Below are 24688 nucleotides of genomic sequence, written 5' to 3' on the forward strand. Positions count from 1 at the left end.
ATCAATGGTTGCAGCGCCCCCAAACCCCCTCCACCTCGTCGTCGGCGATGAGGAGTCCTCGAAGCGCCGCCAGATCCTGGACGGCGCCCGCAAGGTATTCCTGGAGCTCGGCTTCGACGGCGCCAGCATGGGCGAGATCGCCCGCGCCGCGGGGGTCTCCAAGGGCACCCTATACGTGTATTTCCCCGACAAGGCCGGGCTGTTCGCGGCGATCGTCGAGGAGGAGAAGCGCGAGCAGGGCAAGGTCGCCTTCAACTTCGATCCGGCACGCGACGTCGACACCACCCTCCCCGAATTCGGCCGTGCCTATGTCGCGGTGCTGTGCCGGCCCGGTGGCGGCTCCGCGATCCGCACCGTGATGGCGATCGCCGAGCGGATGCCCGAGCTCGGCAGCCGGTTCTACACCCATGTGATCGCCCACACCGTCGACCGCTTCGCCGCCTATCTTGAGGCGCGCGCCGCGCTCGGCGAGCTCGTGATCGACGACTATCAGCTCGCGGCCTGGCAATTCATGCAGATGTGCCAGGCAACGCTGTTCCAGGCGTTCATCTTCCAGGCCAATCCGTCACCCTCGCCGGAGCGGATCGCAACCGTCGTCGACAGCGCGACGCGCGTGTTCTTCGCGGCATACCGGCCGAAGCAGGCGAATTGATCCCCCGCCGTCGCAGGACAGGCGAGTGACGATCCAATACGACTATTTCCTTTGGCAGGACCGCAACTTGGCGCTTGTCGCGCGACGCCACCTCGCGCGACAATTCCCTGGATGAACCGGCATATCGACCCAGATCAAATGTCCAGCGTGATGGCACGGCTGGGGGACGCCGTGGTCGACCCGGCGGCGTGGACCGGCATCATGACGTCGATCTGCGAGGCGGTGGGCGCAACCGGCGCCGTGCTGCTGCAAAGCGACGTGCGGACCCCGGACGTGCCGCGCACCGCGTCGACCGAAGAGATGGTGCAGCACTACTTCGCACACAACTGGCATGAGCAGGATTCGCGCGCTCCAGGCGTTCCGCGAGCAATGGCCGGCGAAGTGATCACCGATCAGGACTTGCTGACGCCCGAGCAGATCCGGTCGGATCCGATGTACAATGAGGTGCTGTATCCGTTCGGCTTCAAATGGTTCGCCGGCATCGGCTTCTGGGCCGACAGCGCGCCGTGGGTGCTGACGTTGCAACGCACCGGGGAGGAAGGACATTTCGAGACACGCGAGACGCGGCTTCTGGCTCAGCTGGGGCCGCGCCTGACGGAGACAGCGACGCTGTCGACTGCGGTCGGCCGCATCGCGCTCGCCTCCATGACCGGCATTCTCGACCGGGTGCGGCAGCCGGCCGTCGCACTCGATCGCACAGGCCTCGTGATCGATCGCAACGAAGCCGCCGATGCCGGCTTCGATGCGGACATCAGGATCAGGGATCGCCGGCTGATCGTGCGCGACAAAGCAGCACAGGCGCGGCTTGATCAAGTCATCGATCTGATCCGCGCCGCACCCGAGCGCGCGGCGCTGCCGATCGAGCCGATCCTGATCCGCCGTACGCACAAGGGACCGGTGGTGTTGCGCGCGTTGCCGATCGACGGTGCGGCACGCAACGTCTTCCTCGGCGCGCGGGCGATGCTGGTCTTCGTCAATTTGACGCCACGCGCGATGCCCGAGCCCGGCATGATCGCGCAGGCATTCGGCCTCACGCCGGCAGAAGCGCGGCTGGTGGCGCTGCTCGCGGGCGGCCTCTCGATCGCCGACGCTGCCGAACGGCTCGGGATCGTTCGCGACACCGCACGCAACCAGTTGAAGTCGGCCTTCGCCAAAACCGGCACGCACCGCCAGCCCGAACTGGTCAGCCTCGTCCTTCGGATCGCTTGAGCATGGCGCCGCACCGGCGCGGCGCTTACCCTTCGAGACGCGCTGCGCGCGCCGTAGCGTCACGGGAGAGAGAGAGAGAGAGAGAGAGAGATTCGACTCAATCCACAATGATGGTTACCCGCCCGATTTCGCCCAGCACGGCCGGGCGTTGACCGCCGTACGCGCCGCTCTTGAGCACGGCCGTATACGATCCAGCCGCGCGATAGACGTGCGTCCGCCGAAAGCCGCGGATCGGTGAGATCGTGTCATCGGTCCGGCCGTCGCCGAAATCGAGCACGACCACCCCCTCCGGCATCCCCGGCCCCATGCCGGTGAAGGTCACCTCAAGCGGCGCGGCGCCCGAGATCGGCGAAGCGGCAAGTGCACTTGTCGCGTTCATCTGCGTCGTCGCGGTCATGTCGATCACACCAAGGGTGATTGCGGAGATGGCAAATATCGGCAAACGCCACGTCATTTCGAATGTCCCGATCACCCACCCGCCGCAAGCAGATTGCGGCGGGTGGTTTTATGAATCAAGCCGCAGGACGCCCTCCTCCGGCTCAGACCAGATGGAAATCGCCTGCGTGCGCTTGCAGCTCCGCCGCCTTGATCCCGGCAAAGGTGATCGTATCGCCGAACGCGTCCGTTATGACAGCGCCGGCGGCGGTATCGGCCGTGTGATTGGATAGCATGTCGTTCACGCTGGCGAAGATCGACTTGTCGAGTTGCACGGCGTCATTGTGCGCAACGAAATCGGTGATCACGTTGGTGCCGAAATGCGGGCGGAACAGGAACGTGTCCGGCCCGTTGTTGCCGGTCAACGTGTCACCATCGCCGCCGATCAGCACGTCCGGGCCATTGCCGCCGATCAGGATGTCGTGCCCCGCCGAGCCGTCGAGCACGTCCTGGCCGTTGCCGCCGTTCAGTGTGGTATGGCTTCCGGCCTGGTAGTTGACGCCGGGATTGAACACGACGATGCTCAGCGTCGACGACGCCGTTGCGCCATGCGGATCGGCAATCGTGTAGGCGAAGGTGTCCTGCGCGACGATCTGCGACGGCAAGCCCCCCTTGTTGGCGACGTAGACATAGCTGCCGTCGGCATTCAGCGTCAGCGAGCCGTAGGTGCCGGCGATGGTGTGCCCGACATTGCCGGCCGCCCCGTCGACGGCGCTGACCACCGAGTGACCCTGATCGTGGATGTCAGGATCGGTGTCGTTGGACAGCACACCGTGCGACGCGTCAACCGACAGCGTCGACTTCTTGGCCGTGCCGTTGCTGTCCGCGACCGCGATCGGCGCGTCATTGGCGCCGTTGATGGTGAGGACGACATCCTGGGTGACGGCCCCGCCATGCGCATCGTCGATGATGACGGGCACCGTGACGGTGAGGCTCTCGCCGACCGACAGGAAATCGAGATCCTTGTCGACGATGCTGTAGCTCCAGTCGATCTTGCCTGCGTTGGTGTTGCCGGCCTCGGGCATGATCGTAAAGGCTGCCTCGAGCGAGGCGATCTGCGTCGGCGTGAGTTCCGACGTGTAGTCGTGCGTCGAGTCCTGCCAGGTCACCGTCTCGCCGGCGGTATTGATCGTCGCAGTCGGCCGGTCGTTGAGGTCGGGATCGGTGAAGGCGATCGTGCCGGCGGTCGCATCCGGCGTCGAACTTCCTGTGACGCCGGGCAATTCGCTGATCGTCCCCGTCAAGTTGGACAGTGCCGGCACTACCGACACGGGATCATTGGTGCCGGTGAAGACGACCGTGATCTGTTGGGTCGAAGCGTCACTGACGCTCGAGCCGGTGTGGTGGTCCGCCACCGTGACGTCGTAGACCACAGTCAGCGTCTCACCAGCCGCCAGGAAGTCCAGATTCTTGTCCGCCAGGTCGAACTGCCAGTTGAGCGTCCCGCTGGTACCGTCGACGCCAATCGTGTCGGTCAGCGCCGTTGCGAGCGCCGCCTGCGTGGCGAGCGGAATCGTGACGCCGCCGGACCAGGTCGCGGTATCAAACGACTCACTCGCGGTGTGCGTGTCGCCGGCATTCGCATCGGTCAACGTCAGCGTGCCGAGAAGTTCCTGCAGCGAGGCGGAATTGGTGGTGTTGGCCAATTCGGTCAGCGGATGCGGCGATCCCGGATCGGGCGACAGCACCGGCGGACGGTTCAGCACTTCGGTCTCGTTGAACGTGCCGTCGGCGAACTGGAAGTTCTGAATGTTGGTGACGGTGTCGGTCCCGTCAGGTGACCCGCCGCGCTGGTCGGCGATCTGGATTGCGCCGCTGCCAAGCAGTGTCGCGATATATTGCAGCCGGGTGCCGCTGTAGACGACCGTGTTGGTGCCGCCTCCGCCATCGATCGTGTCGTTGCCGCCATTGCCGCGAAGCACGTTGTCGGCGGCATTGCCGACGATCGTGTCGTTGCCCGACCCGCCATTGGCGTCCTCGATCAGCGACGCGGTCTCGGTCGGGTGGCTCGGATCGATCAACGCGTTGGCGATGTTGCCGCGCGCGAAATACTCGGCGCCACCCGCGCCGTTATTGCCGAGATCGGCGCGCTGCGCGTGCGCCGCGCTGGTGTCCAGAATGGTCCAGGCGCCGGGATTGAGATCGATCGAGAGGCTGGTCGTGTAGTTGGAGAAGTCGTAGGTATCGGTGCCACCGCCATCCCACAGCGTCATCAGCACGAAATTGCTTTGCGGCGCGCCCTGCCCGACGCCATCGATGAACTCCTCGCCGGTGGTCGGGCTCCAGGTGTAGGTGGTGTTGCCGTTGTGCGCCGTGGCACCATAGTTCGCGCCGTACATGTACTGCAGCGCGGCGATGTCGTCCTGCATGTAGGTGGTCGGATGATCGGGCGCGTTGTCGCCATTGGTGGCGTTGTCGCCAGGAAACTGGCTGTAGGTCATCACCGAGTATTCGTAGGAATTGTGATCGGCCGGCAGCGCGGGGAACGTCACGCCGTGCCCGTCCTGCGTGACGTGGCCGTGCTTCAATCCGAGATTATGGCCGGTCTCGTGCATGATTCCGGCGGCATCCTGGAAGCTGCCGAGCACCGGATTGGTGTAGCCGCCGGTGACGAACCATGCGTCGCCTTGCGCGCCCATCGCGGAGAACGGCGCGCTGCCGTTGTAGCCCAGTTCAGGCGGATTGGCCTCCGCAGTGCCGGGCGCGTTGCCGGGGACGTGCAGTCCGGTGTGCAAGGCGACACTGCTGTCGTCGGTGTAGTCGATCTTATCAGCATTGGCGTAGCGCAGCGTCGCGCCGGCGCTCGTCGTCTCGGTGAAGGTGAGATTGGTGAAGCTTGCGATGTTGGTGAGCGCGGTACGTACTGCCGTCTGCTGTGCCGCCGTGAACGCGCTGAAATTGTCGATCTCCTGGTAGCCGTATTCAGCGGTGCCAGTGGGGAACGAAAACGTCAGATTCTGCGCGCCGCCCGAACCCCACTCCCATCCCCAGAGAATGCCATCGATATCTGGATTACCGGACAAATTAACAACTTGAGTCATGGGAAAACTCCGTTTTGGGTGAAATGAAAAACGTCCCCAATTCCGTTCAGTTGTCTTGCTGACGCGAGATGCAATCCTTTCTGCTGAGGGTGATTCCGATTTCGAAATTTGCGACGCAAAGGTCGCCGGATCTGGAATTCACCTGCACCGCGCCCGACGTCCGCGGCGGGCGCGATTGTTAGGCTTGTGGCAACTACAAGTCAAACGTGTTTCTGATTGTAATAAAACCATAAATTGTTAGACGAATTCGTCGAAAATTTTGTGCGTGCTCAAGCACTGTCTGTGGGCAGTCACATTCTGTGAGGGTAGTGTGATCTTCGCAGACAAGGAGGCACGGTCCGTGACTCCAATCACACGGGATCATCGTCGATGAACGACCTCATCATCCGACATATGCGGCCGGACGAGATCGCGCTCGCGGTGGATTGGGCCGCGGCGGAAGGATGGAATCCCGGTCTCGCCGATGCGCCCTGCTTTGCCGCCGAGGATCCGTCGGGATTTTTCATCGGCGAGCTCGACGGCCAGCCTGCCGCGGTGATCTCCTGCGTCAATTACGGCGCAGGTTTCTCCTTCCTCGGCTTCTACATCGTGCGCCCGGATCTGCGGGGCCGCGGCCACGGTCTGAAGATCTGGAATGCGGCCATCGCGCATGCGCATCCGCGCGTGATCGGGCTCGATGGCGTGGTGGCGCAGCAGGCGAACTACCAAAAGTCCGGCTTCGCGCTCGCTTACGCCAATGTGCGCTACGGCGGCACGGTCACCGCACCACCAGCGCCGAACGCCGGCATCGTCGCGCTGACCGAGGTGCCTATGGCGCTGGTCGAGGCCGACGACGCCACGGTGTTTCCCGCGCCGCGTCCGGCCTTCCTGCGCGCCTGGATCAATGCGCCGGGCCATGTCGGACGCGCGCTGATGCGCGACGGCAGGCTGGCCGGCTGGGGGGTGATCCGTCCGTGCCGTACCGGCCGCAAGATCGGTCCGCTCGTCGCCGACGACCGCGCCGGCGCCGAGACCATTCTTTCGGCGTTGCTCGCGAGTGCAGGCAGCGGCGACATCTTCCTCGACGTTCCCGCGGTCAACCGCGACGCCGTGGCGCTGGCGCAAGGCCTCGGGCTGTCGCCGGTGTTCGAGACCGCGCGGATGTACACTGGCGCGATCTCGCCATTGCGGATCGATCGCGTGTTCGGCGTCACGACGTTCGAGCTCGGTTAGAGAAACCTCTGCGTTCAAATGCCGCACGATCGCGGACCCGATTCCTGTGAAGCGGCTCATAACGCGTTTATTCAATAATGAAATACACCTCTGGTTGAGCGAGAGAGCCAGTTCAGTGCACTTCCGCACGCGCTGCGCTCGTCCGCGACAGAAGGAGGTGTCGCATGGCGTTCCTGTTCTTCAACTTCCGCAGCATGGGCCTCAGCGAGGCGCTCGCCAATGTCGGCGAGCTCAAGGGCGTCGTCGCCAACACGCTGAAGCAGAACGGCTTCACCGATGTCGTCAATACCCAGTCAGAGGTTGCCGGCAACAAGAACGGCGTTCGCGTGTCCATCCTGCATCTGCACAATGTCGATCGGCAGTTCTGGCAGGTGTTCATGGCCGGCGGCGATACCGCGGCCACCAAGCAGACGCTCGACGACGTCGTGCACAAGGTGGAGCATCTCGCCTTCCTCTAGAGCTTCCGGTTCTGATTGAACCGGAGCTCCGAAGTCGTGCGAAATCCCCGCGGGCAAGCCGCGGGGGTTTGCGCCCCCTAGTTCGCCGCCGCGTTGACCCGCGGGGTGGCGACGTTGTCCTGCTCCAGCTCCTCGGGCAGTCCGGCGAAACGCCTTAGCGCCTTCGCCATTTTCACGCGGCCGGCGACGCCGGTGATGATGACGTCGACCATCACGAACGACGAGTGGAAGTGGCCCTGCGCCTTGAGCTGCTCGACCTTGACGCCGGCTTTCGCGAGCGCGTCGCCATAGGCATTCCCCTCGTCGCGCAGCGGATCGAACTCCGCAGTCGCGATGAACGCCGGCGGCAGGCCTTCGAGCTTGCCGCGCAACGGCGCGACGCGCGGATCGGTGCGGTCGGCCGGCGAGCAGTACAGGTCCCAGAACCAGAACATCAGCCCGCGGGTCAGGAAGTAGCCGGCCGCGTTGTCGACATAGGACTGCCGGTCGAACGAGGAGTCGGTGACCGGGCAGATCAAGAGCTGGCCTGCGATCTCGGGCCCGCCGCGATCGCGCGCGAGCTGGCAGGTCACGGCCGCGATGTTGCCGCCGGCGCTCCAGCCTGCGACCAGCACCGGCCCTGCCCTGCCGCCGAGCTCGGCGGTGTGGGCTGCGATCCAGCGCGTCGCCGCATAGCCGTCCTCGGCCGCAGCCGGGAAGCGATGCTCGGGCGCGTGGCGATAGCCGACGCTGACGATGATCATGCCGGTGCGCCGGCACAGATCGCGGCAGAACGGATCATCCGACAGCTCGTCGCCGAGCACCCAGCCGCCGCCGTGGAAATACACCACGATCGGGTGCGGCCCCGGCGTCGCCGGACGATACAGCTTGTACGGCAGCGGACCATCGGCGCCCTGCAGCACGCCGGTGCCGACCTCGCCGACCGGACGGCCGGCAGGACGGCCCTTGTTGAACTCGTTGAGGAAGTCGCGTGCGCCCTGCGCGCCCATCGTCTCGATCGGCGGCAGGTTCATCTCACCGAGCATATTGAGCACCAGCCGCACATCCGGCTGCAAACGCACCACCTCGCCGTCATTGCACTGCTCGGCAACACCGGGACCCGAGAGCTTGAAGCCGAGCATGCCGCGCCCGACCACCTCGTTGCAGATGCTGCGATACGGACCGACGCCGCCGGTATAGGGCATCACGCCCTGCGGCTTGCCGGGCACGTTGGCGCCCGTGTACCAGGTGTTGGCGAGCCGGTGCAGCGTCAGGGTCGCACAATCGGCCATATGGCGTTCCCAGCCGGCCTGCGCGGTCTCGGTGGCTTCCATCGTCGTGAAGCCGGCGTCGCGCAACGCGGCGATGCGGTCGACCACCCAGTCGACATGCTGCTCGATCGATACCGCCATGTTCGACAGCACCGACGGGCTGCCGGGACCGGTGATCATGAACAGATTGGGGAAGCCAGCGACGGTGACGCCGAGATAGGTCTGCGGTCCGTGCGCCCAGACATCCGACAGCGACTTGCCGCCGCGGCCGGAGATCGGATGCACCGCCATGATCGCGCCGGTCATCGCGTCGAAACCGGTGGCGAACACGATGACGTCGACATCGAAGCTGCGCTTGTCGGTCGAGATGCCGCCGGCGGTGATCGCCTTGATCGGCTCCTGCCGCAGATTGACCAGCGTCACGTTCGGACGGTTGTAGGTCGCGTAGTAATTGGTATCGAGGCAGGGACGCTTGGCGCCGAACGGATGATCGTGCGGGGTGAGCGCCGCGGCCGTCTCCGGATCCTTGACCACGGCACCGATCTTCTCGCGGATCAGATCGCCGACCAGCCGGTTGCCGTCGACATCGACCGCCTGGTCGGCCCAGAGCTGGGTCAGGATGTGGACGAGGTCGCCCGCCGCCCACGCCTTCTCGAACCGCTCGCGGCGTTCGGCGTCGCTCAATTGCCAGCTCACCACGGTCTGCTGCGGATACGGCACCCCGGCCATCGACCAGCGCGCCTGGTCGCGATAGGCCGCACGGTCGGTCTCGAAGAAGGTCTTGCGATCTTCCGGCGCCGGACCGTTGCCGGCCGGCAGTGCGAAATTCGGCGTGCGCTGGAATACGGTGAGTTGCGCGGCCTGTTCGGCGATCAACGGGATCGACTGAATGCCCGACGATCCGGTGCCGATCACGGCAACGCGCTTGCCCTTCAGGTCGACGCCCTGGTGCGGCCAGCGGCCGGTGAAATAGATCTCGCCTTTAAAATCCTTGACGCCGTCGATCTCCGGCGGCTTCGGCGACGACAGGCAGCCGGTCGCCATGATGTAGTAGCGGCACGAGACGTTGGCGCCGTTGTTGGTCGCAATCTGCCAGCGCGAAGTCGCGTCGTCCCAGGTCGCCTGCGTGACCTTGGTGCCGAACCTGATGTCGCGGCGCAGATCGTACCGGTCGGCGACGAAGCCGAGATAGCGCAGGATTTCCGGCTGGGTCGCGTATTTCTCCGACCAGGTCCACGCCTGATCGAGTTCTGGATCGAACGTGTAGCTGTAATCGATGGTCTGGATGTCGCAGCGCGCGCCGGGATACCGGTTCCAGTACCAGGTGCCGCCGACATCGCCGCCCTCTTCGAGCGCAACCGCCGAGAAGCCCGCCTTACGCAACCGATGCAACAGATAGAGACCGGCGAAACCGGCGCCGACGACTGCGACGTCAACCTGCTGCGTGGTTCCGCTGTGCGTGGAGTCCGAAGCGCGTGCTGCAACTGCTGCGTCTGGCATGCCATTCCTCCCGTATGTTTTGATTTGACGGAAGGCTAGCCCTGCGCTTTCAGTTTGTCATCACGACAAACGCAATCTGAGGTCGCCGCAATTGTGGCGTGCGCGGCCTGGGGTGCGGCGCGCAGCGCGTAGACGCAAGTGCTGAGCTGGCACGTTGCGGCAAGGCCGTGTCAAAGTCGAGCGCTCGAATCTAGACCCGTCACCCTGAGGTGGCCGCTTCTTCAGCGGCCCTCGAAGGGTCGACGGCCCGATTGTGGCCGTGCATCCTTCGAGACGCGCGCAAGAGCGCGCTCCTCAGAGCCTGACTGATAAATGGGGGTGAGTGATCCCAGCGAGGTGTGATTCCATCGGATTTGCAAAGATTCGAAGGAGATCACGATGCCCTGGACTGAAATCACTCGAAAGCAATATCGGCGGGACGACCTGCGTTATGCAAGCGATATGACAGATGCGGAATGGAGGCTGATCAGGCGCCTTCTGCCGCGAGCACACCGGCGTGGCCGACCGCGCCGAACCGATCTTCGTAGTGTTGTGGAGGCGGTTCTCTACATTCTATCGACAGGATGCCAGTGGCGGGCACTGCCGCAGGAGTTCCCACCCTATTCGACGGTGCAGGGTTATTTTTACGCGTGGCGAGATACGGGTCGATGGCAGAAGATCGCCAGCGTTCTTGTTCAGCGGGCGCGAAAAAAGCTGGGACGTGCTTCAAAGCCGACAGCTGCCGTGATCGACAGCCAAAGTGCGCCGACCACGCAGGCCGGCGGGCCTCGTGGCTACGACGCGGGGAAGCGCATCTACGGCCGCAAGCGGCACATTGTGACCGACACCAATGGCCTGCTCCTCGGAGTTCATGTGCATCCGGCCAACGTCCAGGACTGCCATGGTGCGGTACCGTTGCTGAAGATGGTACGGACGCAATTCCCTCGGCTGGGACACGTTTTTGCCGATCGGATCTATCGTGGGAAGCAGCTTCTCGACGCCCTCTCGGACTGCGGTCCATGGACCATCGAGATCGTCGAGCGGCCTCAAGGCGTCAAAGGCTTCCAGCTGCTGCCGCGACGATGGGTTGTTGAACGGACATTCGCTTGGTTCGGCAGATGTCGACGTCTCGCCAAGGACTTCGAGGCCGCCACAGCCACCGAAGTCGCATGGTTACTCCTCGCCCACATCAGGCTCCTGACCCGCAGACTTGCCGCCGCTCATAGCGATTGACGGCATTATGAGTCAGACTCTCAGGATGACGGATTCGCAGTCCTGCCTTACACGGACCGCATCAAGCCGCCATCGACGCGGATGTTCTGGCCGGTGATGTAGCCCGCGCCGTCGGAGACGAGGAACGCGATCGTCGCGGCGATCTCCTCCGCCTTGCCGTAGCGCTTCATCGGCACGCTGTCGCGGCGCGCGTCGGTTGCCGGCAGGCTGTCGATCCAGCCGGGCAGCACGTTGTTCATGCGGACGTTATCGGCCGCGTAGCTGTCGGTGAACAGTTTTGTGAACGCGGCGAGCCCGGCGCGGAACACCGCAGAGGTCGGAAACATCGCGCTCGGCTCGAAAGCCCAGGCGGTGGAAATGTTGACGATCGCGCCCGACTTCTGCGCCTGCATGTGAGGTGCGACGAGACGTGTCGGGCGGATCACGTTCATCAGATAGACGTCGAGACCGGTGTGCCACTGCTCGTCGGTCAATTCCAGCACGCCTGCACGCGGGCCGTGGCCGGCGCTGTTGACCAGCGCATCGATGCGGCCCCAGCGCGCCATCACGCCGTCGACGGCGCGCTTCAGATCGTCGTTAGAACGATTCGAGCCTGTGAAGCCGATCCCGCCGAGCTCGCCGGCCAGCGCCTCGCCCTTGCCCGACGACGACAGGATCGCAACGCGAAATCCATCTGCGGCAAGCCGCCGCGCCGCCGCCGCTCCCATGCCGCTGCCGCCTGCGGTGACGAGTGCGACCTTTTCCGAAGCCATGACCTGATATCCCTTGATGACGAAGCTGACGCAAGGTCTATCATCAGGGATCGCGCCGGGCGACACCCGGGCGGCGGTCAGGACGAGGTCGCGGCAAGAGCGATCAAGGTGACAAAGACGCCAAGTGGCGCCAGGTGCGAAAAATCACGGTGGCGCAGAACGGTGGAAACCGCGGCCGCAATGATGGCCGCCCCAAGCACCAGGCCGACAACCCGACTGACGGGAATTGCGATCAGAACAGCGCTTATCATCTCCAGTCCACCGGTCAAAATGCCCCACCAGCGCGGGTAGCCCCACCGAGCGAAATCGCCTTGGGTCGCTGACGTGCTGATCGCATTGAAGAGGCCTGCGCCAAAGAAGCCGGCAGCGAGCAGCCAGATCGAAAGAGCATGCATCATCTCAGGGCACTCCAATGATCAGCGGCACAGCCGCAAGGACCATGATCACCGCCGTGAGACCGTGAATGCCGAAGGCGCTTTTGGTGGAGCCTTTCGCTGCGAGAATCAGCAGCATGTCCCCGATGGGGATGATGGCTTCAACCAGCAGGATGATGCCGACCTCGCGCGGCGCGCCGAACACCATGAACGCCAATACGGCCAGTCCCGCCACAATGTCGCGCACCCCCTTGAGGCGAAGCCACCAAGCGATGTTGGTGCCATTTTCAGGAAGCGGCAGGCCGAAACTGCGTGTCGCGGTTGTCGGGCTCGCGACATAGAGGGTGCCGATCGCGATAATTCCCAGGGCCAGGAGCAATCCCGTTCCGAGCGCAAGCCAATGCATCACACGTCCTCATCTAGCTTAAGAACAATATCTAGCGATGCTAGATAAATAGCATTACTAGAATGTCAAGCATCGGTATGATATTGATATATTTGGGCCTTCCAGGTGCGGGAGATCGAGGATTGGGTACCGCTGAACGGAAAGGCAGGGACCGGGCTGCGCGCGAGCATCGCATTGTCGCGGCAGCGCGGGTGATCGCAGAGCGCGAAGGATGGGATGGCGTTACAATCCGCCGCCTCGCCGACGAGATCGAATATAGCCAGCCCGTGCTCTACTCACATTTCAAGAACAGAGATGCGATTGTTGCGGCAGTTGCAGTCGAGGGCTTCAAGGAACTCACGGTCGCACTTCGCGAAGCAGCGAGCGGATCGACAGGACGAAACGCCCTCAAGAATGTCGCCCTGGCCTATCTCGCTTTTGCGCTGGATCGTCCCGCGCTTTACGACGCCATGTTTGTCCTGCCAACGGATTTGCGGTTCGCCGAAGCTGGCACCAGACCTGAACTGCGGGCCGGTTTCGAAGCACTCGCGGCGGTCGTCGCGCCGTTTTGCGTCGAGGTAGCTGATGTGACCGAGACTTTTTGGGCAGCCCTTCATGGGCTCGCTGCACTCGAACGTTCGGGCCGAGTTAGGCCCGGCGCGCGCAACCAACGCATCGCACTCGTGGTCCGGGCGATCGTCGTTTCCGGAGACAGCTCGCGTGCTCGCGGCTGAGACGCTCAGTTAAACGACTGCTTCGGCGGATCGAGACTGGCCGCCCGCTTGTGAGTCTGCGCGCTGGTCTGCTGCGCGGTGTCGCACTACTTCCGGAACACCTGCTTCGAACAGGCGTCGAACCTGGCCACCGGCCGGTCCATCTGCCACAGTTCGACATCATGGCGGTCGACAAGACGGCTGGCCGATGTGACGGCCTGATCGTCATCGCTGCACTCCATGTTGACCACGCCGATGGATCGGCTGTGCGGTCCGACGATATAGGCGCGATAGGTCGTCATCTTCGTTCTCCGGCTGTTGCAGCGAAGATGAGCGCGAGGACGTATGAATACGAGACGAACCGCGACGAGATCTTATAAAGGCGGAATAAGCGCCTGCCCCGAACAGCCCACCATGCGCGGCAGGCCGCTCAAGACCGCCGTCAGGCCGGCGCGCCGTTCTTGAGCAGCTTCGTCAGGGCCGCGACCAGTTCGTCGGGCGAGAACGGCTTGTTGAGGAGCACGCTGTCCGGCACGCCCCGGGTCGGCCACTCGTCGCCGCCGCCGCCGGTGATGTAGAGCACAGGGAATGACGGATCGATCTCGCGGGCGCCGCGCGCCACCCGCCAGCCGTCGAGCCGGCCAAGCAGGCGGATGTCGGTGACCAGCGCACTGTATTTGGTTCGGAACGCCTTCAGCAGCGTCAGGGCTTCCTCACCCGAGCCTGCGATCGCCGGCTCATAGCCGCCGTCTCTCAGGGCGTCCTCTACCATCATCTGAAGATCACGATCGTCTTCGATGACGAGAATGATCGGCACGTCTTGCAAAGCTATCCCCCAGAAATCAACCGGGTGCGCCCGGCTCAGCGAGCATATGCAGCAAATAGTGGCTACCGTTTGCACGGCACCCCCAGTAATAATACGGGTATCAGACGCGTCCTATTCGTCGGCGAATTCGTCTTCTTCGTTGACCCCCGCCTTACCCCGCGGAGCCGGCCTTCTGCCGCCAAGCGATCCTGTGACATAAGGTTCGCGCGCTGCATAGGGGCTACGGCCGCCGGCGCGCGCCGCGACCTCTTCGCCGGAGACGGCAGCGGGCTGGCAGATCAGGCGCCGGCTGGCCCGGCGCATCAGATCCACATGGATGTGGTCGTAGTGATAGACGTTGGAACCCGGCGCCAGCACCGTGGTGAATTGCTGGCAGGCAGCGGCCTGGACATCGCGCAGAAAGCCCTGCTCCTCCGGCAGGCCCTTCCAGCCATCCTTCACCGAGATGCGCCGGCCATCAGAGAGCGTGAAGGCCGCGATATCGAGCGCATTGCCGAAGGCGTGCTCGGAAATATGCGCGTGCGAATTGCCGTTCATGCCGCGGCAGGAATAGGCCGAGATCTGCTTGATCTCGACGACGCGCGCGCCGAACCAGCGCTGCGCCGCCGGCTGCACGGAATCGGCGAGCCAGCGCTCCAGCACCGAGACGATCGGGCACGCCAGCGTTGCGGCAGGCTTCACTGCGACCGGGCCGACCGTCATCACCGGATTGCCGTTCGACGGACCGAGCCGTGGCGGCAGTGGCGCGCCTGGCGGTTGCTGCGAATACGGCGCAGGTGAATAGGGCGCGGTCGCGCCCTCGCGCTGCGGATTACTGCGCAGGCCAGGATAATAAGGTCGCTCGCCGCTGGCATCGGGCGAGCCGTCCGGCGGCAGGTCGATCTCGCCCTGCTGCGGCGGGACGCCGGGCGCCGACAGCGACACCGGTCCGTTAGGCTGGCCGCCATAGTTCGGCTGCCCGACGGCCTGTTCGGAGTACGGCGCCTGCGCGGGCGGCGGGCCCGGCTGACGATTGATCGGCCAACGCGGCTGGTTGCCGACGGACGCCGGTGGACGCAGGCTGTCGTCGGCAAATCCGTAAGCCGAACTGGTTTCGCCGAGCGCGGCGACCTTGAGCGGAAACTCGGCGCCGCAGACGCCTGGGCCGGAGATCGGATCGATGCGGACGAGGTCCGGGCCTTCCTTGACTGCGCCGGATTTCAGGCATGCGGCCTCGGCCTCGGCCCGCCACGGTTCGCGCTCGGCAGTCTGGAACAGACCGCGGCCGCAACCAGCAAGCGACACAAGGACAAGGGAGCCGACGAGATACAAACGAACTCCACGCGTCATGGCGCGGAGGTTCTGCGAATTTGATTAAAGACTCTTCAACGCATTTCGACTGCTTGATTTCAGGTGCCTTTAACCATGCGGCGGAACCCGGCAGGGCAATTCGCGCGACCGCATCGATCTCGTTGTGTCATCAACTGTGGCGAATGCTCCGCATACGTCGCAGCGGAGCGACGCCACCGCATTGTTGTGGTCGAGAAGGCATCGAGGTTGGACATCCTGCGGCATCGTCATTCACCTTTCGATTGTGTTTCAAAGCACAACAACCTTTCTGAGGCCCGACAGACGGTATCCGGGACCGGCAGCCTGACCGCAACCCGCAACGCCGCGGAATTTATTTGCGTGCGCTTCAACGTCTTGATTCGCCGCCTGTTTGAGCCACGCATCGCAATGCGGCATCGCATGGGAACATCGAGCTTGGCAGCAAGGCTGACTTTTTCGGCCAGGAACCTCTTGCTAGCTTTCGTGTTAATGCGGGCAGCGTTGTGAGCCAAGGGAGCTTCCCAATGGATTTCGCGAGTCCTCTGCTGAGCAAGCTGAGCATTGTGGCCGCGTACATCGCGTTCGCCTTCGTCGGCGCCATCATTCTCGGCGTGTTCTAAAGCATTCGACCAGGCCATGAGTTCAGCGCCCGGGCGGCCGCCCCCGCCGGGCGCTTTGTTTTTCTCTCAGCCCGTCATCCCCGCGCAAAGGCTTCGCCTTTGCCGCTGGAGGTGCGAGCGGAGCGAGCCTCGAAGGATGCACGGCCACCAGCGGGGCCGTCGACCCTTCGAGACGCGCTTCGCGCTCCTCAGGGTGACGGACCAGGAAGCGCCTCGCCATCATCTCAAAAATTCGAACAGCTCGATCCGGTGATGCCGCCGATCGTAAAATCGTGGCAGACGAGGCCGGGATTGTCGGGATCTGGATAGCCGTCGTCGTGCCGGCGCAGCGTGCGAATGGTGTGGCTGAAGCGCCAGCCGCGGGCGCGCATGCAGCTCTTGTATTGCCGCACGTCGGCGTGCCGTTCTGCGGCGCGCCAAACTGCGCATCGCACACCGCGGCGTCGGCATGCAGCGCGTCGTCGCCGCGCTTCTGTTTTGACATGTTGGTGTAGATGTCGTTGTCGGCACGGGCGGCGGCGACGCTGCCGAAGAGCAGCAGCGCGACCAGGCTCAGGCGTTTCATGTTTGCCTCCATCGCTTGCGAGGACAGTGCTGACCTCTATCGGTCGCGCACGAGGCGGCAAACGGTTCGAGGGCATCCGGTTACAAATTGGACAGCTGCGCGTTCAGGAGCGCGGCTCGCCCCGGAACTGGCCCTGCGTGATCACGCGCTGCCGTGCGTGCGAGACGCGGACCCAGTCGGCACCGGTGCAATAGACGCGGCCGAGCGCGCAGGACGAGACCCGCAGCCTGTCAGCGCCCTTCAACTCGATCGTGCCGTAACGGATGTTGCCGCTGTCCTGGCTGTAGACGCCGCCGTTCCAGCGCGCGTCCGTCTTCGGCTTCATGTTGATCAGCACCGCTTCACCGAGATCGCGCGTGGTCCTGTCGAGCGCATAACCGCACAGCGCCATGCCGCAGAGCCGGATGCGCACCAGATTGTTGGCTTCGGTCTGCCAGTCGCCGATCGGACCGTCGTCCGGTTCGTCGGCCTCGCGCGAGACACGTATCACCGACGGCGCCGGACGCGCAGGCGCTGCGGCCGCCGCGGCCGGCGGCGGAGGTGGAGGCGGAGCTGCGACGTTCGGCGGTGGCGGGGGCGTCATCACGCGCGGCGGCGACGGTGCCGACGGTGGCGGAGCGGCAGCGGGCGCGGCTGGGGCGGGCTTGTACACGATGATCGGTGGCGGCGCAGGAGGCGCTGCCGGCACGGGCGCGGGCAGCGCGCTTGCGGCCGGCGCAGCAGGGATCGCTGCCGTCGTCGCCGGCGCGGACACCGGCTTGAGCGTGCGGCCGTTGTCACCGCCGTCGTCGCGCCTGGGGCCGCCAGAGACCGAGACGCAGGACAGCGAGCGGCAGCGCGTCGAATCGAGATGGACGCGATGGCCGCCAATCGAGAACGTGATGCCCTCACCGGCATGGACGAAGGGCGTGAACAGCATCAGTGCGACGAGCAGGCAGAAGCGCTTCATCGAAGCCTCCAGAACATCCGATGACGCTTAAGGCCGCCGTGCTCGCGGCGCAGTGATCTCCGTCACCGTGGCGAGCCATTCGGCTCAGCCCGCAACGTGACGCACATCACGGAAACGGGAGCCGGCGGCGGGTAGCGTCCAGACCAATCGATCCAGCCCCGCTCAACGCCATGGAGACTTAAGATGAAGAAGCTCGTTGCGATCGCCGCGCTGCTGATGGCCACCACATCGGCGCATGCCGGCGGCACCGGCATCACCTTCCAGATCGACGGCCAGCGCATCCATGTCGAGGCGCCGCGCAATTGCAGCGCGCTGTCCTGCATCCGCATCTCGGCGCCGGGCTATAGCGGCACGATCGGCGGCATCAGCAAGAACCTCGGCTCGAAGTCCGACGACGATGACGATGTCGCCTCGACGAGCTCGCCGTCACCCGCGCCGCCGGCCGCGCCCGCACCTGCACCTTCACCTGCGCCGGTTCAGGCCGCCGCGCCGCAGCCGGCCGCGCCAGCCGCTGCCGCGGTCCCGCCGCCTCCGCCGCCCCCTGCGCCACCGGCGACGGTTGCGACCACGGCCCCCGCGCCGGTTGACGCCGCGCCCGTTGCGCCGGCCCCGGTCGCCGCACAGCCCGCGCCGCAGCCGCAAGCCGCTCCGACTGCGGCTGCACCAGCGGCGGCGCCAACCGGACCGATCGGCGTCTGGGCCACCGAGGAAAACAAGGGCAACGTCCGTGTCGAAGCCTGCGGCACCAATCTCTGCGGCTATTCGATGAAGAGCAACGAGCGCATCCTGATCAACATGAAGCCCGACGGCAGCAAGTGGAGCGGCCGCATCCACGATCCCGATTCCGGGCGCAACTACGACTCGACGATCGCGATGAAAGGCCCGAATGCGATGCGCGTGCAGGGCTGCGCCTTCGGCGGCATGTTCTGCGGCGGCCAGACCTGGAAGCGGGTCAGCTAGGGCCTGACATCTCCGGATCGTTCTGATGTCCGCTGCCGCGCAAACGGCGAGCGGACATCAGGTTTTCTGCCAGTGCGGCGGTCGCTTCATGTCGATCGCCGGACGCGCTATAAGTGCCGCCGTGTCGAGGTTGAATCGAACCTGCGGGCGGCTTGCGATGGCGATGACGGCTCTTGAATTCGGTCTCCGGGGCGCGGTGGTCGCATTGTTCCTGGTGGTTTGCGCGGTGCTGCTGCTGCGCTACGCGGCGGTGCATCGCGCTGCGCATCTCGGTGCCGCGATGGGCGTGGCCGGCGCGGCCTACGCGATCACCACTGCGCCGTTCTTTCCCGCATCGTCATTCGGCTGGAGCTCTCCGTTCATCGCCTTCGCGATGGGCTCGCCGGTGATCTTCTGGCTGTGGGCGCGCGCGATGTTCGACGAGCGGTTTGCCCTGCGGCCCTGGCACGCGGCGGTGTGGACGCTGCTCGCCGGCCTTGGTGTTGTGAGCCATAATTGCTGGACGATCTGGCCCGATCTCGCCGGGCCGTGCGGCCGCGCCCTGGCGCTGGCGACGATCGCTTTCGCCGTGCTCGGGATCGCGCAAATTCCGAAGGGATGGCGCACCGCCGTGACCACGGCACGCGGCCGGATCCTGATCGCGCTGCTGATCGGCATCGGCCTTCAGATGATGTTCGCCGCGGCGGCCGGGCTCGCCGCGATTCCGACCCGCTCGATCAGCCTCAGCGCCGTGCTCGCGCTTGGCGCATTCGCGCTGATCGCGATCTGGATGATGCTGTTCGATCCGCCCGAGAGCCAGCCGGCGGTTGCCGGCGCCCGCGGCGGAAATGGCCAGGCCACACCGGTCGCGCGATCGCTCACCAATGCCGGTCCGCCGCCTTCCAGCCAGGCCGCGCTCAATCACCTCAAGCACCTGATGGCGACCGAGCGGACCTATCGGCAGGAGGGGCTGACCATCGGCGTGCTGGCAGTCAAGCTCGGCATGCCGGAATACCGGCTGCGGATGCTGATCAATGACGGACTTGGCCACCGCAACTTCAACGCCTTCCTCAACCGCTACCGGCTCGACGAAGCCAAGGCGGCGCTCGCCGATGTCGGCCAGGCCGAGGTGCCGGTGCTGACGATTGCGCTCGATGCCGGGTTCCAGTCGCTGGCGCCGTTCAACCGCGCCTTCAAGGCGGACACTGGGCTGACGCCGACCGAGTTTCGGCGCCGGGCGACGGCCGCGCAAACCACGAACACTGCGGAAATCGCTCGATCGGAGTGAGAATTCACTCCTCGATTTCAGAAATCGATAGGCTTGCGGCCCGACAATCTGCCTAGCTGTGCCGACACGGGCGCGGATCGCGCCAAGGCGTGACATGACAACTTGACCTGGCAACGTGATCTGGCAAGCGGAGTTCGACGGCCGATGAAGCACTTTTTTACCGCGGCAAAGCTGCTGGCCCTCGACCTGGCATCGACCCTAGTCTTTCTGGTTCTGTTCCTGCTGACGCACAACACCGCGCTCTCGGTCGGTATCGGCATCGCGTTCGGCGTCACGCAGATCGGCATCCAGATCGTGCGCCGGAGGCGGATCGACACCATGGAATGGCTGAGCCTGTTCCTGGTGGTCACCGCCGGCACTGCGACATTGCTTACGAATGACCCGCGCTTCGTGCTGTTCAAGCCGAGCGTGATCTACGCAATCGTCGGCGTCGTGATGCTGAAGCGAGGCTGGCTCAACCGCTATCTGCCCGAGATCGCGCAGACCGTCGTGCCCGATGTCGCCGTGATGGTCGGCTACGCCTGGGCAGCCCTGATGTTTACCTCCGCCGCCGTGAATGCCTTCGTCGCGCTGACCTGCGAGATCACGACATGGGCTGTGGTGATGCCGATCTTCGGCATCGTGAGCAAGATCGCGGTGTTCCTCGGCGGCTTTGCCGCGATCCGCCTCATCGCCAAGCGCCGCATCCGCGCCATGCCCGAAGCCCAGCGCGAGGCCGTGCTCGCGCTCGAGGGGGCTCCGGCGGCGGCGACACCATAGGCGCTGACGTTACCCGTCGGCGTGTGGTTAACGAAACAAACCGGCGTGCGACGAAACCATTTTGCCATGCGCACGAAGAACTGCCGAAACCAAGCCTCCCTAGTGATGACCTCGACGACGCGCTGCAACGGCGCGCTCACCACAAGGGGGACATCATGGCTTTCACCGCTTCGACGCTTCGTCACGGCAAACTGCTGGCGGCAACCGCGTTCACGCTCGGACTGTTGACGTCGGCGTCCTATGCCTACACCGACGAGCAGCAGCAGATGTGCACCGGCGACGCCATGCGGCTGTGCAGCTCGGAAATCCCCGATGTCGATCGCGTCACCGCCTGCATGGTTCGGCAGCGCGCGCTGCTCAGCGATGGCTGCAAGGCGGTGTTTCACTACGTGCCGCCCGCAACCGCCGCGCAGCCTGCAAGCTATGCTCCCGCGGCCAAGCCGGCGAAGCCACTCAACATCACTCCTCACAAGCGCGGCTAACCAAAACCCCAACAACGACCAAGCGCCGCGCTTCCTTCCGGGAGTGCGGTGCTTGATCGTTCGGGGCCGCCATGACAACAAGGCAGGACCGTTCATTCGGCATTCAGCCTGACGCGGCTCAATTGCCGATCCCCAATGCCTTCCGGGAATCGATGGTGATGCACCGCGCCTTCCTCTATGCGCTTCTGCTTGGTGCCGGCGTCACGATCGGTTGGCATGCAACGGCCAATGCCGCGCCGGACCTGACGCAAATCGCGCAAGCGCAGCCTGCACAGGCACCCTCACCCGCCCCGGCGCCGAGTGCGACACCGTCAACGCCCGCGCCTGCCACGCCTGCCCCCGCTCCGGCCACCGCGCCCGAGCCGATCGGCAACGTCGCGACATTGACCGGCACCGCCACCGTCACGCGCAACAACACCACGACGCCATTGCAGATCCGCGACGACATCTTTGCCAATGACGACGTCGCCACGTCGGCGACCTCCTCGCTCGGCATCACCTTCAACGACGGCACCACGTTCAACCTGCGGGCCAACGCCAGGATCACGATCGACAATTATGTCTACGAGGACGGCGGCCAGCAGAACAGCGCGCTGTTCAACGTCGCCAAGGGAACGGCGGCGTTCGTCGCCGCCGCCGTCGCCAAGACCGGCGACATGAAGATCTCGACGCCGACCGCAACGCTCGGCATCCGCGGCACCACCGGCCTTGTCGAAGTGCCCGAAGGCGCGACCGCGACCAGCAACAATGTCGGCATCAAGCTCTATCCCGACGCCGACGGACATGTCGGCCGCATCGAGGTCAACGACCGCGGCGGCGCTTCGCTCGGCGTGCTGACCCGCGGGGCGAGCGGGTTTGCGATTCGTCCAGGCACCGGCGGCGCGCGCTTCGCCGCGGTGCCGCTGACGATCTCGCCGCAACAGATGACGCGCGACCAGGGCTTCGTGCGCGCGGTGCATTCCGCGCAGACGTTGGGCCGTCAGGTCGTGACCGAGCAGCGTGACTTCCGCCGCGCCAATCCCGACTTCCGCAGGGCCAATCCGGCCGCGCCCTATCCGAATCGCGGCCAGCCGGTGCAGCCGACCCCGCAGCGCCAGAATGGCCTGCCGGGCCAGAACCGCAATGCGCCGCAGCAGCCGGGTCAGCAAAACCGTCCGGGCCAGTTGCAGCAGCCCGGCCAGCCGAACCGTCCGGGCCAGCCGCAGCAACCGGGCACGCCTGGCCGGCAGGGCTCGCAGCAGCAGCAGCCCGGCACGCAGCAGCAAGGCGGCGCACAACACGCGCTGCCCGGCCAGCCCGGCGGCCCGACGCTGCCGCACACGCCCGGTGTCCAGACGCCAGCCGGACAGCGGCCTGCGGGACAACAGCCCGCGCACCAAGAACCCGCGCGTCAGGGCGGCGCGACACCACCCGGCGGACAACAATCGCCTGCACGTCAAGGCGGCCTGCAATCCGGACGCACGCAGGTGCCGGGCGGCGTGCGCCAGCCGGGACAGCCAGCTCAGCCGGGCGTGCCGCGACAGGGCGCGGCCCAGCCTGCGCCGCAGGCCCCTGGCCAGGCGCGGCCCGGCATTCAGCAGGCCGCGCCTAGCATCCGCCCCGGCATGCAACGGCCCGCGGTGCAGGCACGCCCCGCCTTCCAGCAACGGCGCGCACCACCGCCGCGCGCCGCGAAGCCGCCGCCCAAGGACAAGCGTCACAATTGACCGATCGCAGCAACGCATGCTCACCTGAGCTTCGCTGACGAGCTTCTGCGATCCAACGCGCGAGCGTGGCGCCGGCGAGAACGCCGGCACCACACTCCAATCGACGAATTGCGAACGGCAGGTCAGCCCCGCCTGGTAATCACGGCCTCCAGATATTCGCTGGGGATGACCAGCGTTCCATCCCTGGCGACATTAAACCGGTCCATCAGGCCGAACAGGTCGGCGGCGAGCAGTTGCTGCTTGACGGCATCGATCGACCCGAAGGCTTTCAGCACCGGACCGTAGTAGGTTCGGAATATCTCGAGAAAATGCTCGCGCGACCTGTAACGGAAATTGAAGTGCCTGCGTTTGGCGTCAACCGTGGCCTGCGGGCCGAACAGGGCGGCGAGATGCGCCTCGGTGCCCCATAGCGCGGGAGATTTGACGCCCGGCGCCGGCGGCACATATTTGCCGATGGTCTTGAAGACCTGGCCGATGAATCCTTCCGGCGTCCAGCTCGCAAGGCCGATCTTGCCGCCGATGCGGCAGACACGGCGCAGTTCATTCGCCGCCTGCTGCTGGTCGGCGGTGAACATGACGCCGAAGGTCGACAGCACGACATCGAAGCTCGCATCGGCGAACGGCAACCTCTCCGCGTCCGCTTCCTGGAACGTGACCGGCAGCCGCTCCGCGGCCGCCCGCTCACGGCCGCGCTCGAGCAACGCTCCGACGTAATCGGTCGAGACCACGTCGGCAAAGCGCCGCGCCGCGGCCAGCGTCGCATTGCCGTTGCCGGCGGCGACGTCGAGCACCATTTGATTGCTGCGCAGGTCGACAGCCTCGCAGAGCGTTTCGCCGACGATTTGAAGCGTGGTGCCGACGATCGCGTAGTCGCCCGAGCTCCAGGTGGCTTGCTGGCGCGCCTTGACGGCGGCGAGATCGACGGCAGGCATTTCGGTCTGAACGTTCATGTGAATCTCCTTTGAAAATGTGTTGTGCGGCCGGCGGCGAAGCCGCTGGCTTCGCCTGATGTCCGCGAGTTGCGCCAAAGGGCGTCGTGCAATGACTTCAATGTGCTGCGAGCTAGCTGCGACGGTCGAGAAGGACCGGGATGGTGGACGCGGCAACAATGCTCCAATCCGAACGATGCCTGCAGCCGTGCCCACCGCGCTGAGACCAAACCGCCCGCTGCGCCTGAGCTGCACCATGCTCCCGAACGGCAGGCTCCTCTGCTCGCGTGAACACGGGTGACGACAGACCCGCGATCATCAGCCCGAGCAGCGCGCTTCGAATGATCGGCCGAGAGCCGCGGTTGCCGGCGCCTTTCGACCGCCCGCCGCCGAGATCGCGCGACGTCAGACAATTTGCCTGCCGCTCGCGACGTGCAAGCATCCCCGCGACCGACTGATTGACGATCCGGCGGATGCACAAAAGCAGAATGGAAAAATGCCTTCGCACCGGATTGTAGAAGGACTCCGTGAATGAAATCGGCATAATCGTTTCCTTGATCGAAGTGTGATGGCGCTCCGGATAATGGTTTGGCCGGGACGCGCCATGCGACGCCTCGCAGGCGTCATTCGGCTGCAATGGGCGGTTGGACGGGATCACCACGCACCACCACTGTGGTCGCGACCTTGTAGAATTCCTCACCCGGCATGCCGACGCAGCGCGCATGATCCCGGATCGAGTCACCGTCACGCGCCTCGTAGATGCAGAAAGTGCCAATGCGACCATCTGCCTCATGCACCACGTAGCTGCGGATCCAGCGGACGCGGTCCGGCATCTGCTCGTCGCCGATCCTGGCGGACGTTGCGCCGGCGAGTTCCAGCTCACCCATGTTTGCCCAGGCGCTCGGACGGCGAATGACGTAGAGTTCCATCGAAATCTCCTCAGTTGCGACGGTTGAACGACAGGCTGCGGTGATCGCGGCCATGCTCAGCTATAGGCGCAGTCAACGCCAACTGTCCTTACCGCGGACTGATCATTGCCTGATCTTTGCCTGAACCTTTTCCGCCGAGCCCGAACTCATACACATGGCATTCTCATTTGGACTGTTCGAGCTTGATGAAGCTGG

At 65.0% G+C, this 24688-nt stretch carries 26 protein-coding genes; 12 read left to right on the forward strand and 14 right to left on the reverse strand.

The features are described from left to right. Positions 1-4 precede the first annotated feature (4 nt). Both AAFG13_RS14680 and AAFG13_RS14685 read left to right on the forward strand, forming a co-directional pair. The gene (locus AAFG13_RS14680; protein ID WP_212310564.1) at positions 5-652 is read left to right on the forward strand and encodes a TetR/AcrR family transcriptional regulator; all 648 of its coding nucleotides are present in this window, start codon (positions 5-7) and stop codon (positions 650-652) included. 138 nt (positions 653-790) lie between these two features. Continuing rightward, on the forward strand, positions 791-1861 hold the full coding sequence (locus tag AAFG13_RS14685; protein ID WP_212310565.1) for a helix-turn-helix transcriptional regulator: 1071 nt from the start codon (positions 791-793) through the stop codon (positions 1859-1861). A 97-nt stretch (positions 1862-1958) separates the two neighbouring features. Here the strand turns inward: AAFG13_RS14685 and AAFG13_RS14690 are convergent, their stop codons facing one another. Both AAFG13_RS14690 and AAFG13_RS14695 read right to left on the reverse strand, forming a co-directional pair. Next, on the reverse strand, positions 1959-2315 hold the full coding sequence (locus AAFG13_RS14690; protein ID WP_212310566.1) for a PKD domain-containing protein: 357 nt from the start codon (positions 2313-2315) through the stop codon (positions 1959-1961). 85 nt (positions 2316-2400) lie between these two features. Further along, positions 2401-5337 (reverse strand): Ig-like domain-containing protein, encoded by a 2937-nt coding sequence (locus AAFG13_RS14695; RefSeq protein ID WP_342712431.1) that lies wholly within the window; start codon positions 5335-5337, stop codon positions 2401-2403. A 369-nt stretch (positions 5338-5706) separates the two neighbouring features. Here AAFG13_RS14695 and AAFG13_RS14700 point away from each other — a divergent pair, with 369 nt between their 5' ends. Both AAFG13_RS14700 and AAFG13_RS14705 read left to right on the forward strand, forming a co-directional pair. Further along, positions 5707-6549, forward strand: a complete 843-nt coding sequence (locus AAFG13_RS14700) for a GNAT family N-acetyltransferase (protein WP_342712432.1) — start codon at positions 5707-5709, stop codon at positions 6547-6549. 164 nt (positions 6550-6713) lie between these two features. After that, entirely contained in the window at positions 6714-7007 is a 294-nt protein-coding gene (locus AAFG13_RS14705; protein ID WP_212310569.1) for a hypothetical protein, read from the forward strand. Positions 7008-7084: 77 nt separating this feature from the next. On the opposite strand, the gene AAFG13_RS14710 is transcribed toward AAFG13_RS14705, so the two are convergent. Further along, positions 7085-9757, reverse strand: a complete 2673-nt coding sequence (locus tag AAFG13_RS14710; protein ID WP_212310570.1) for an alpha/beta hydrolase fold domain-containing protein — start codon at positions 9755-9757, stop codon at positions 7085-7087. A 378-nt stretch (positions 9758-10135) separates the two neighbouring features. Here AAFG13_RS14710 and AAFG13_RS14715 point away from each other — a divergent pair, with 378 nt between their 5' ends. After that, on the forward strand, positions 10136-10969 hold the full coding sequence (locus AAFG13_RS14715) for an IS5 family transposase (protein ID WP_342708636.1): 834 nt from the start codon (positions 10136-10138) through the stop codon (positions 10967-10969). A gap of 47 nt (positions 10970-11016) precedes the next feature. Here the strand turns inward: AAFG13_RS14715 and AAFG13_RS14720 are convergent, their stop codons facing one another. The 3 genes from AAFG13_RS14720 to AAFG13_RS14730 all read right to left on the reverse strand — a co-directional run bounded on the left by AAFG13_RS14720 (position 11017) and on the right by AAFG13_RS14730 (position 12501). Next, entirely contained in the window at positions 11017-11721 is a 705-nt protein-coding gene (locus tag AAFG13_RS14720; protein ID WP_342712433.1) for an SDR family oxidoreductase, read from the reverse strand. Between the two features lie 77 nt (positions 11722-11798). Beyond that, positions 11799-12119 carry a DoxX family protein gene (locus tag AAFG13_RS14725; protein ID WP_342712434.1) on the reverse strand — a complete coding sequence of 107 codons (321 nt, stop codon included), beginning with the start codon at positions 12117-12119 and terminating at the stop codon, positions 11799-11801. Position 12120: 1 nt separating this feature from the next. Next, on the reverse strand, positions 12121-12501 hold the full coding sequence (locus tag AAFG13_RS14730) for a DUF4267 domain-containing protein (protein ID WP_212310573.1): 381 nt from the start codon (positions 12499-12501) through the stop codon (positions 12121-12123). A gap of 122 nt (positions 12502-12623) precedes the next feature. Between AAFG13_RS14730 and AAFG13_RS14735 the strand changes: the two genes are divergently transcribed. Continuing rightward, positions 12624-13214: a TetR/AcrR family transcriptional regulator gene (locus tag AAFG13_RS14735; protein ID WP_342712435.1), complete on the forward strand. Its 591-nt coding sequence runs from the start codon at positions 12624-12626 to the stop codon at positions 13212-13214. A gap of 86 nt (positions 13215-13300) precedes the next feature. Here the strand turns inward: AAFG13_RS14735 and AAFG13_RS14740 are convergent, their stop codons facing one another. From AAFG13_RS14740 to AAFG13_RS14750, 3 genes are all read right to left on the reverse strand, one after another. Then, on the reverse strand, positions 13301-13495 hold the full coding sequence (locus tag AAFG13_RS14740) for a hypothetical protein (RefSeq protein WP_342712436.1): 195 nt from the start codon (positions 13493-13495) through the stop codon (positions 13301-13303). 140 nt (positions 13496-13635) lie between these two features. Beyond that, positions 13636-14019 (reverse strand): response regulator, encoded by a 384-nt coding sequence (locus AAFG13_RS14745; protein ID WP_212310576.1) that lies wholly within the window; start codon positions 14017-14019, stop codon positions 13636-13638. Positions 14020-14130: 111 nt separating this feature from the next. After that, the gene (locus tag AAFG13_RS14750) at positions 14131-15348 is read right to left on the reverse strand and encodes an extensin family protein (RefSeq protein ID WP_342712437.1); all 1218 of its coding nucleotides are present in this window, start codon (positions 15346-15348) and stop codon (positions 14131-14133) included. A 207-nt stretch (positions 15349-15555) separates the two neighbouring features. Here AAFG13_RS14750 and AAFG13_RS14755 point away from each other — a divergent pair, with 207 nt between their 5' ends. Continuing rightward, the gene (locus AAFG13_RS14755; RefSeq protein ID WP_342712438.1) at positions 15556-15834 is read left to right on the forward strand and encodes a hypothetical protein; all 279 of its coding nucleotides are present in this window, start codon (positions 15556-15558) and stop codon (positions 15832-15834) included. A gap of 135 nt (positions 15835-15969) precedes the next feature. Here the strand turns inward: AAFG13_RS14755 and AAFG13_RS14760 are convergent, their stop codons facing one another. Beyond that, the gene (locus AAFG13_RS14760; RefSeq protein WP_342712439.1) at positions 15970-16512 is read right to left on the reverse strand and encodes a hypothetical protein; all 543 of its coding nucleotides are present in this window, start codon (positions 16510-16512) and stop codon (positions 15970-15972) included. A gap of 103 nt (positions 16513-16615) precedes the next feature. Continuing rightward, on the reverse strand, positions 16616-17461 hold the full coding sequence (locus AAFG13_RS14765; protein ID WP_342712440.1) for a DUF2147 domain-containing protein: 846 nt from the start codon (positions 17459-17461) through the stop codon (positions 16616-16618). Positions 17462-17644: 183 nt separating this feature from the next. Here AAFG13_RS14765 and AAFG13_RS14770 point away from each other — a divergent pair, with 183 nt between their 5' ends. The 5 genes from AAFG13_RS14770 to AAFG13_RS14790 all read left to right on the forward strand — a co-directional run bounded on the left by AAFG13_RS14770 (position 17645) and on the right by AAFG13_RS14790 (position 22635). Continuing rightward, entirely contained in the window at positions 17645-18421 is a 777-nt protein-coding gene (locus tag AAFG13_RS14770) for a DUF2147 domain-containing protein (RefSeq protein ID WP_342712441.1), read from the forward strand. 163 nt (positions 18422-18584) lie between these two features. Continuing rightward, on the forward strand, positions 18585-19688 hold the full coding sequence (locus AAFG13_RS14775) for a helix-turn-helix domain-containing protein (RefSeq protein WP_342712443.1): 1104 nt from the start codon (positions 18585-18587) through the stop codon (positions 19686-19688). Positions 19689-19832: 144 nt separating this feature from the next. After that, complete coding sequence (locus AAFG13_RS14780) at positions 19833-20447, forward strand: septation protein IspZ (RefSeq protein WP_342712444.1); 615 nt, start codon at positions 19833-19835, stop codon at positions 20445-20447. A gap of 155 nt (positions 20448-20602) precedes the next feature. Further along, positions 20603-20929: a hypothetical protein gene (locus tag AAFG13_RS14785; protein ID WP_244549566.1), complete on the forward strand. Its 327-nt coding sequence runs from the start codon at positions 20603-20605 to the stop codon at positions 20927-20929. Between the two features lie 71 nt (positions 20930-21000). Beyond that, on the forward strand, positions 21001-22635 hold the full coding sequence (locus AAFG13_RS14790; RefSeq protein WP_342712445.1) for a FecR domain-containing protein: 1635 nt from the start codon (positions 21001-21003) through the stop codon (positions 22633-22635). Between the two features lie 122 nt (positions 22636-22757). On the opposite strand, the gene AAFG13_RS14795 is transcribed toward AAFG13_RS14790, so the two are convergent. The 3 genes from AAFG13_RS14795 to AAFG13_RS14805 all read right to left on the reverse strand — a co-directional run bounded on the left by AAFG13_RS14795 (position 22758) and on the right by AAFG13_RS14805 (position 24493). Continuing rightward, a complete protein-coding gene (locus tag AAFG13_RS14795) occupies positions 22758-23585 on the reverse strand; it encodes a class I SAM-dependent methyltransferase (protein WP_342712446.1) in 828 nt (275 codons plus the stop codon). Positions 23586-23697: 112 nt separating this feature from the next. After that, entirely contained in the window at positions 23698-24222 is a 525-nt protein-coding gene (locus AAFG13_RS14800; RefSeq protein WP_342712447.1) for a hypothetical protein, read from the reverse strand. Then, positions 24188-24493, reverse strand: coding sequence for a nickel-binding protein (locus AAFG13_RS14805; protein ID WP_212310798.1), 306 nt, complete (start codon positions 24491-24493; stop codon positions 24188-24190). The genes AAFG13_RS14800 and AAFG13_RS14805 overlap by 35 nt, the downstream gene beginning before the upstream one ends. Positions 24494-24688: the final 195 nt, after the last annotated feature.

The sequence above is a fragment of the Bradyrhizobium sp. B124 genome (assembly GCF_038967635.1).
Lineage (GTDB): Bacteria > Pseudomonadota > Alphaproteobacteria > Rhizobiales > Xanthobacteraceae > Bradyrhizobium.